Below are 9665 nucleotides of genomic sequence, written 5' to 3'. Positions count from 1 at the left end.
ATTGACTCTCCGACAAACCCGGTACGGTTCACTAATACTATTGAGAAACTGATTGATCAAAGTATTTCAAATTAAGAAATAAATAATTTTATATTTAGCTCTGATGGGATAACCATCAGGGTATTTTTTTGTCATTAAAATCTAATTTGAGACATCATTATGAATGATTTTTTTCTAGAAACGAATCGAAGCATCAAAATCAATGACATTGAAGTTCGTCAGATACAGATGAAAGACTTCGATACTTGGGCAATCCCTGCTAAGCCGTTAAAGAACTTTATTAAAGACCAAAATCATTCAAATGAAATTTTGAGAGGGTTATTCAAAGCTCATAGTGTACAGGTCATTTCGACCATGGCATGTGTTACTGATCTGAACAATGAATCACTGGTAGAATTTGCTGCTGATAAACAGGGATTTAAAGAGCTACTTAGTGAAGTCATGAAAATGAATTACGGTACATTTCAAAACTACGTTATCGCTTGAACTGAGGATAAGAAAGCTTGTTTGAATCGATATATTTTCATCCGCAGATTATGCGCGAATGCTAAGAAATCTGGAGTTCGAATATTAACCAAAAAGAAGATCATTTTTTGATTTATGCGAGAGATCTATTCTATTTTTATATTTATAAGGCTAAACTTGCCTTCAATTTAATACTGGTATGTACCACTTAATTTTAGGGCGTGTCTTCAATATTAAATGTATTTAAAAATACTGTTTGCATGTTCGCCTAAACGATGATTTTCCATTATTAGATAATGATCTAGCTCAGGAATAGTGATGATGACCATAATTACCAATGATTTAGGTCATGGTATGGGCAATGCCTGGGAAAATAAAGACTGGGCACATATTTCTGATCCAGAATTACAAAGCCTGCAGCAGCACTATTCCTGTTTACAAGGTCATTTTGAGATTTTGTGGTATAGTCCCCGGCCATTTTCATCTGCGGCTCTGGTCAAGGTGGAGCAGGATTTTGTGATCAGGGATGAAGCAGTCGCGCATCAGTATTTGATTAAGCGCAGCCATTGTTCCTTTCGTCGTGCCCGCGATATTTTACAGGAGCATGCTGTTCTTCAGCATTTAGCTAGCAAAGAAATTCCTGTTGCAGCATTGATTAGCTCAAATCAAGGTCTGACTGCTTTAGAGCTAGGTGACTGGACCTATGAAGTCTATGCAAAAGCAGCCGGCTTAGATCTGTATGCAAATCAGCAATCCTGGAAACCTTTTTTCTATGCTGAACATGCTGCGAAAGCGGGGCAATTACTGGCAAGGTTACATATGGCCATGCAGGATTTTCCTGAGCAGCAAGGCCGATCAGCATCTTATTTAGTGTCCAATCAGCAGCTTTTAGACAGTGAAAATATCATTACAGCCATTCAACGGCGCATTGCAAACAGTTCAGAATTAAGCCGTTATTTTGCCGATAAAAATTTAGATCCTTACTTTTTAGATCGAATCTTACAGGTTCACCAGCGTATTCAGCCTGTATTGCAACAGGCAAGCAAAATTTGGACCCATAACGATTTACACGCTTCTAATCTATTCTGGTCAGCGCCGGATGCCAAAGCTGAAATTACTGCCGTAATTGATTTTGGTTTATCTGACCGAAACTCTGCACTTTATGATCTGGCTGTGACGATTGAACGTAATTTCATTGATTGGTTGGAATTAGAGCAGAGCCCACATATTCAGATTGATGAAGCTGGTTTAACTGCCTTTCTACATGCTTATTTTTCCAAAGTACATCCACAAGAAGATTTTAGTATTTTGCCAGAACTGCTAAAAATCGTGCATCTGGATTTCGCTTTTTCAGAGCTGGAGTATTTTGTGGGCATTACCCACAACCTCAACCATGCAGATGCGGCTTATTACGACTGGATTATCGGTCATGTGGACTGGTTCTTTGGCGAACAAGGTCAACAATTTATCCAGACTTTAACCCGGCTCATTCAACGCGAATTGCACGCTTCTCAATTGCTCTCTCTAAACCCAGCATCATCACCCATTTCAAAGACATAAGGTTTCGTATGAACACTCGTCAACTCAAACAGAATGTATTAACCCGATCTTTAAATATGATCATTCTGTCGCAGCTGTGTTTAATCCCGCTGACTTATGCTGAAGACGATGTGCAACAGCTTGACACGATTGTTATCACAGCCGATCAAAGTATCCCTTACACGAGTACCAAAGTGAATATTGAAGGTTTTGGTACGGAGAATTTGCAAAAAATACCTGCATCAGTTTCTATCTTGACTGCCGATCTCATCGCTGAACAACATGCCCGTGTGCTGAGCGATGTTGTAAAAAATGATGCAGCCATCGGTGATGGCTATGCTGCAATTGGCTATTATCCAAACTTTGTCTCGCGTGGCTTTGCACTCGATTTGGCATCAAGCTACCTCATTAATGGCAATGTGATTCGTGGTGAACAAAATGTTGCACTTGAAAACAAAGAACGTGTGGAAATTTTAAAAGGCATTTCCGCGATTCAAAGTGGTATGTCGACCCCGGGTGGGGTTGTGAATTATGTCACCAAGCGACCTAAAGATATCCAGGCCCTGACATTCTCTGCTGATCAACATGGACAGTTTTCAGTGGCAACTGATCTAGGTGGTTTTTGGGGTGATGAGCAACAATTCGGATATCGCATCAATCTGGTGAATGAACAGATGGATTCTTATGTCGATCATGTGGAGGGTGAACGCTATTTAGCTGCATTGGCATTGGATTGGAAGATGTCAGCGCAATCCAAAGTAGAACTTGATCTTGAAGCACAGCGTTCCGAACAAAAATCAGTGCCAGGTTATCAATTACTGGATGGCAAAGTCCCAGAAAATGTGAAATGGGATCGATTGCTGGGTTATCAGACTTGGGGCAAACCAGTCACGATCGATAGTCTGAATAGCAGTTTAAAATATAGTTATGCTTTGAATGATGACTGGAACTTGGGACTCGTTGCAGCCCACAGTAAATCCAGAGTTGATGACTATTCAAGCTTTGCTTATGGTTATTATCGGGAAGGCTGTCTAGAAGCGTATTCTTGTAACACGTTTGGTAAAGCTGGCGAGTATGATATTTACGATTATCAGAATCCAGATGAAACCTTTAAAACCAACCAATTTAAAGTCAAACTAGATGGGGTGATTGATACCAATTGGGCGCAACATTATCTAAATTTTGATATTACACAAACCAATAAATCGCGAGATCGTTTTGCTGGTGTCAATGAATGGATTGGTGTAGGTAATATTTATACAGAAACCATAGATTTTTCCCCAGTAACAGCGAATGCTGGACCAAAATATCAAGCACTTAAAAGTAAACAAACTGCATTTACAGCATTAGACCGTATTGAATGGAATGAACATTGGACCACTTTAATTGGCGGAAAATGGATCGAGCTTGATGAGCAAGCACATGCTTATGATGCAGAGGGTAAGCAGGTAATAAAAGTCCGCGATACCGATTTAGCTAAATTTTTACCGCAATTCGCAATCAGCTATAGCCCCTTGGAATCGACTACCGTCTATGCCTCGTATGCCAAAGGCTTGTCAGATGGAAAATCAGCACCTTGGTTTGCAGAGAATGCTGCTGAAACCCTAGCACCGATCTACTCAGAGCAATATGAAGTTGGTTTCAAACAACAGATCAAGCAGTTTTTATTGACTGCCTCGCTATTTGATTTACGCCAAGACAACCAATATAGCAAGCCGATTTCAGGACTTCGCTATTTTGTTGCGGAAGGCGAACAACATAGTCAGGGTCTGGAGCTCGGACTGAATGGTGCATTAACCGATCATCTGGCCTTAACTTCATCTTTTACCTTGACTAAAGCCCGTTTAGAAAATGTAGAAGCGGTTGAATATGGTAATCATCAGGCGCAAAACGTGCCAAAAGCTCGTTTCGCAACACATCTTCGCTATAACGTACCGAGCATTGCAGGTTTCACTATTCTGGCAGGTGGTCAATACAGTTCCAGCAAATATGCCAACAAAGAGGGTGCTGCGAAAGTTGCAGGTTATAGTGTGGTTGATTTAGGCGCTGCTTATCAATTTAAGCTAAATACGACCGATGCATTGCTGCGCTTGAATATTAATAATCTGTTCAACAAGAAATACTGGCGTGATGCAGGTGAATTTTTGGGTGACGATTATTTATTCTTGGGTTCGCCGCGTACAGCAACCTTGTCATTCAATCTGAACTTCTAAATTGGCTGCTTAATCAGGTTATATTGCTATGGAAAATATAGAAATTGCAGCGTTCATTTTAAACGTTTTAGGTGTCTGGTTGACCTCCAAACAATATAAAGTCTGCTGGTTAGTGAATATTGTCGCTGTATTTTTATATATGATTATTTTTTATCGCGTCAATTTATTTGCAGACGCAGCATTACAAGCCATATTTATCTTGATGCAACTGTATGGCTGGTATAGCTGGTCGAAGAAAAATCATGACCAGGCTATCACCGTGCAGATTGACTATTTGAATAAAAAAATCTGGGTATATAGTCTGATTGTGGGTATTGTCGCCGGTCTGGTGATTGGCGCCTTATTTGCTCATTTCACCACAGCATCACTCCCTTGGTTGGATTCCATGTTGGCTTCTTTTAGCTTGGTGGCAAGTTATTGGGCGGCAAAAAAATATATTGAAAGCTGGGGATTATGGTGTGTGTTAGATGTGATTTATGTCGGCATGTATAGCTATAAGTCATTGTATTTAACCGCCGTGCTTTATTTTATTTTTATTCTTCTGGCACTCAATGGCTGGAGAATGTGGCGAAATCTTTATAGAGTGAAATTATCTTGAAATGACACTATTGCAAATAGAAATTTGAGGTGATGCTCTTTCCTTTAAAAAAAAGTGTTTATAAACTAAAAACTTTATTTGAATTGGCCGCAGCTTGAAGATGTTGCTGATATTTTGTGAAAGCTAGCTACCATACATTCAAAGCGAACCGAAGTTCGCTTTTATTTCACTTCTTAAAAGAACCCGGCTGGTTTGGTCGAATAGCTGACTAGCAAGTTTTTAGTCTGCTGATAATGATCCAGCATCATTCTGTGATTCTCACGCCCAATCCCTGATTTTTTATAACCACCGAAAGCCGCATGGGCAGGGTAGATGTGATAACAGTTGGTCCAGACCCGACCTGCCTGAATAGCACGGCCTGCACGGTAAGAGGTATGCGCTGAGCGTGACCAGACACCGGCACCGAGTCCATAAATCGTATCATTGGCGATCTTGATTGCATCATCGAAGTCTTTGAAGGTGGTCACAGCCAGTACAGGCCCGAAGATTTCTTCCTGGAAGGTTTTCATGTCATTGGTGCCTTTAAAGATGGTCGGTTCAATATAGAAACCTTGACCCACTTCATGACGTGCTTCACCACCGGTCAGGATCTGTGCGCCTTCTTCACGGCCAGTGGCAATACAACCCAGAATCTTGTCCTGCTGTTCCTGTGAGGCTTGCGCACCAATCATGGTGTCGGTATCTAACGGATGACCAGTCTTAATCCGTTGCACCCGCTCTACTGCACGCGCCAGAAATTCATCGGCAATACTTTCCTGTACCAAGGCACGGGAAGGACAGGTACAGATTTCACCCTGGTTCAGGGCAAACATGGCAAAGCCTTCCAGAGCTTTGTCCAGATAATCGTCTTCCTGATCCATAATGTCGGCAAAGAACAAGTTTGGTGATTTACCGCCAAGTTCCAGCGTTACCGGAATAATATTTTCAGTTGCATACTGCATTATCATTTGGCCGACGGCAGTCGAGCCGGTAAAGGCAATCTTGGCAATACGGGGATTGGTCGCCAGTGGACGGCCGACTTCGACCCCGTAGCCATTGACGATGTTCAACACGCCCGGCGGCAAAATGTCCTGAATCAGTTCAGCTAGCACCAGAATACTGACCGGAGTCTGTTCTGCAGGTTTCAGCACAATACAATTGCCTGCAGCCAAGGCTGGCGCGAGTTTCCAGGCGGCCATCAGAATCGGGAAGTTCCAGGGAATGATTTGTCCGACTACACCAAGCGGTTCATGGAAATGGTAGGCGATAGTATCTTCATCAATTTCGGAAATGCCACCTTCCTGAGCCCGGATACAGCCGGCAAAATAACGGAAATGGTCAATGGCCAGTGGAATATCGGCAGCCAGCGTTTCACGGATCGGTTTTCCATTGTCCCAGGTTTCTGCTACAGCCAACATTTCCAGATTTTGTTCCAGACGGTCGGCAATTTTCAACAGAATATTGGAGCGGGTGGTCGGCGATGTTCTGTTCCATTGTTCTTTGGCTTTGTGCGCTGCATCCAGGGCCAATTCAATGTCTTCTACAGAAGAACGCGGTACTTTGGTAAAGACTTTGCCATCTACCGGAGAGAGATTGTCAAAGTATTCGCCTTTGACCGGAGCGACCCATTCGCCGCCAATGAAATTATCGTATTGTGCTTTAAATTGAATTTTTGAACCAGGTTGATTGGGATCGATGTAACGCATATTTATTTCCTTTGCTTATTTTCGTATGGCAAAACCGCTTCTACAGCTTTGGTATAAGGTACTTCTGCACCTTATTTGATTAATATAAATGAGGTAAGGTTGGAAAAAGGTTGGAGCTAGCATGTTCACGATCTTTTCATCTATTTTAAAAGAATAACGATTACAGCGGATGTAAATCATGAATTGTTGTGAGAATAAGGAATGATGACAAAACAAGATTTGGCGCAAAAAAGGCACAATATCGATCAGCTTCGGCAAAGTAGCAGTTTATCTCCCCTTCATGCAGAACAGCTGGGACAGAGTATTGCCAGCTCTTGGCAGCGCTCATCCTCGGCTGAAATCCCTAAGAATCGTTTAGCAGCACCACTGACAGATATAAAAAAGACCACTTCTTCTTTAACTTTAGCCTATGCTCTACACCATTGTGCACAAGACTTGAAACATATTGCAGAGCAGTCATCGATGGTGTTGGCAGTCGGTGATATAGGCAGCACTATCATCTGGACAGCGTCCAGCCCGCAAATGCAAAGTGCCGCAGAAAGTGTACATTTTATTGAAGGTGGACAATGGCGCGAAGAGCTAGTCGGAACCAATGCATTGGCATTATCCTTAAAAACTCAACAATCCAGCTGTGTCTTTTCCAGTGAACATTACATGTCCTCCATTCATGATTGGGTTTGTTACGCTGCTCCGATTATTGATCCCTATTCAAAACAGGTCTTAGGTGTCATTGATCTGTCAACTACCTGGCCAAAGCATAACAGTTTAGCACTACTAGCTGCGGAGCGCTGTGCTACGATCATCCAGTCGGCTCTACTAGAATGCCAGAAGCAGCGCCTGTTTATTCGGGCTTTTTCAGTACCTCAAGTGCTGTTTAATGGCAAGGTGCTAGTTCTGACCCCTCGACAGATTGAAATTCTAGCCATTCTGGCCTTATGTCCGCAGGGCCTGAGTCTAGATACCTTGCATCAGGCCTTATATGGCGAACGCAAGGTCAGTATAGGGACTTTAAAAGCAGAAATGTCACAGTTACGCGATGTACTAGGTGGTATGCTAGGTTCCAGACCCTATCGTTTATTGGCGGATGTAGAGGCTGACTTTTTAATGATGGAGCAATCCCTAGATGCTGGATATATTGATTCAGCCTTGAAATTATGTACCGGCGTATTTCTGGCTAGAACAGAAAGTCCATTTCTATGCGCTTGGAGAGATTGTCTGGAATCACGCCTGAGCGATGCCATTTTCAAGGCTAATGAAACCGATGTCCTGCTGAAACATGTGGCACATTTTCCTGAAGCGATTGATGCTATAGAACGCCTGATTGAACTGATGCCCAAAATCCATCCCATTCATCAGACTCTGTTAAAATATAAAAATCTTTAAAGCTGATGTAACTGTCGGTACAAAGCTAAACAGTTAAAATAGGAAAATTCTGGAATATTAAGTATTATCCTTGCTTACTGTGGGTTTACTTATTGATTTAGACTGAACCTGATCCTAAAATTTTTATCAGTGGCTACCCAGTTTGCCTAGCTGCTTGATGGGATGCTCTTCATTAAAATCAGCTACGCTCACCTTCATGTCATTTGAAGGACACGCAGTTTATTCCTCAGGGATCAAATATAATCGTAAGATAATACGCTATGAAATTTTATTTGTGGCTGAAACGGGCTAAAAAAATCTTGGCATTTTTCTACCATGGGATTAATGTCGATAATCATAATGAAAGGGGCTTGATAAAAAAGAAACACCCCCCGTTTTTATCCTCTTATGAAGGCAAAAGGATCAGCCAGGAACAGGAAAATGCATGTCTGCTCTTGGCACACTTCCTCAGAAAGTGAAACAGGGGCTGTTAAAAATGTAAGTCAGATGATTGGAAAGAAGACTTACATTGAGGCACTACATCGCCGCTTTAAAAATATCTACCACTTGGGCATGGCTGGCTTTACGTGGATTGGTCAGCATGCAGGCATCTTTTTGTGCATTTTCCGCCATGATGGCCAAGTCAGCTTCTTTTACATTCAATTCCGTCAGCCCAGATGGAATACCAATTGAAGCCGAAAGCTGACGAATGGCGCCAATCGCTTCATAAGCTGCTTCAGTTACGGTTAAGCCTTCTGTATTCACCCCCATCAATTGGGCAATTTTGGCATAACGTTCAGGACAAGCAATCAGGTTAAATTCACAAACATGGGGGAGCAGAATTGCATTACAAACACCATGCGGCAAGTTGTAGAAGCCTCCGAGCTGATGTGCCATCGCATGCACATATCCTAAAGAGGCGTTGTTAAAGGCCATTCCGGCAAGATATTGGGCATAGCTCATGGCATCCCGTGCTTCCAGATTATCCCCATTCGCCACTGCCGGGCTAAGCCATTCGCTGATCATGGTAATCGCCTTTTCTGCACAGGCATCAGTGATTGGGTTTGCTGCTGTAGACACATAGGCTTCTACTGCATGCGTCAAGGCATCCATACCTGTTGCCGCAGTCAGCCCTGCAGGTTTGGCCAACATAAGTTTAGGGTCATCAATCGCAATGAGTGGTGTACAACGCCAATCTACAATCGCCATTTTCACATGGGTATCGGTATTGGTAATGATACAGAAACGTGTCATCTCCGAAGCTGTCCCTGCTGTAGTATTGATTGCAATCAGTGGTGTCATCGGGACGGTACTTTTATCAATCCCTTCATAATCACGGATATGTCCGCCACCTGCAGTGACTAGGCCAATGCCTTTGGCACAGTCATGTGATGAACCCCCACCTAACGATACAATAAAATCACAGGCATTTTCATTATAAGCTGTAACTCCATGATGCACGTTAATATCAGTTGGATTGGGTTCCGCGCCTGGGAAAATATAACTGTCAACACCCGCCTCTTTCAAATAGTTTGCAATATCATCTGCAACACCAAATTTAAACAGCCCCGCATCAGTTACAATCAGCGCTTTCTTGGCACCTAAATTTTGTGCTTTTATCCCGATTTCTTTAGCACAGCCCGGACCAAAAAGTGAAACACAGGGAATATAAAAACCGTTAGTTTGATCTGAAATATTTTTAAAAGCCATGGTGTGATTCCTTCTACCATTCATTGATTATTTTATCGGTGACCCTCACCGTAATATGAGTATTGGATGAAGTTAAAAAGAATCCTACCTACC

At 42.3% G+C, this 9665-nt stretch carries 7 protein-coding genes; 5 read left to right on the top strand and 2 right to left on the bottom strand.

Annotation, left to right across the window (positions count from 1 at the left end; genetic code table 11):
* The first annotated feature begins 159 nt into the window (after window positions 1–159).
* From RJ01_RS12465 to pnuC, 4 genes are all read left to right on the top strand, one after another.
* On the top strand, window positions 160–486 hold the full coding sequence (locus RJ01_RS12465; RefSeq protein ID WP_004812063.1) for a hypothetical protein: 327 nt from the start codon (window positions 160–162) through the stop codon (window positions 484–486).
* A gap of 300 nt (window positions 487–786) precedes the next feature.
* On the top strand, window positions 787–2025 hold the full coding sequence (locus RJ01_RS12460; RefSeq protein WP_034171324.1) for a phosphotransferase enzyme family protein: 1239 nt from the start codon (window positions 787–789) through the stop codon (window positions 2023–2025).
* Window positions 2026–2033: 8 nt separating this feature from the next.
* Window positions 2034–4217 (top strand): TonB-dependent siderophore receptor, encoded by a 2184-nt coding sequence (locus tag RJ01_RS12455; protein WP_034171320.1) that lies wholly within the window; start codon window positions 2034–2036, stop codon window positions 4215–4217.
* 28 nt (window positions 4218–4245) lie between these two features.
* Window positions 4246–4815, top strand: a complete 570-nt coding sequence (pnuC, locus tag RJ01_RS12450) for a nicotinamide riboside transporter PnuC (protein ID WP_034171319.1) — start codon at window positions 4246–4248, stop codon at window positions 4813–4815.
* 173 nt (window positions 4816–4988) lie between these two features.
* Here the strand turns inward: pnuC and RJ01_RS12445 are convergent, their stop codons facing one another.
* Entirely contained in the window at window positions 4989–6500 is a 1512-nt protein-coding gene (locus RJ01_RS12445; RefSeq protein WP_034171318.1) for an aldehyde dehydrogenase family protein, read from the bottom strand.
* A gap of 201 nt (window positions 6501–6701) precedes the next feature.
* Here RJ01_RS12445 and RJ01_RS12440 point away from each other — a divergent pair, with 201 nt between their 5' ends.
* A complete protein-coding gene (locus tag RJ01_RS12440) occupies window positions 6702–7883 on the top strand; it encodes a transcriptional regulator (protein ID WP_034171317.1) in 1182 nt (393 codons plus the stop codon).
* A gap of 516 nt (window positions 7884–8399) precedes the next feature.
* On the opposite strand, the gene RJ01_RS12430 is transcribed toward RJ01_RS12440, so the two are convergent.
* Complete coding sequence (locus tag RJ01_RS12430; RefSeq protein WP_004647793.1) at window positions 8400–9572, bottom strand: iron-containing alcohol dehydrogenase; 1173 nt, start codon at window positions 9570–9572, stop codon at window positions 8400–8402.
* Window positions 9573–9665: the final 93 nt, after the last annotated feature.

Origin of the sequence: Acinetobacter sp. YZS-X1-1 (assembly GCF_000804305.1) — a bacterium.
Taxonomy (GTDB): Bacteria; Pseudomonadota; Gammaproteobacteria; order Pseudomonadales; family Moraxellaceae; genus Acinetobacter; species Acinetobacter variabilis.
The sequence above is the reverse complement of the archived record's forward strand: the minus strand, read 5'-3'. Positions and strand labels throughout refer to the sequence as shown.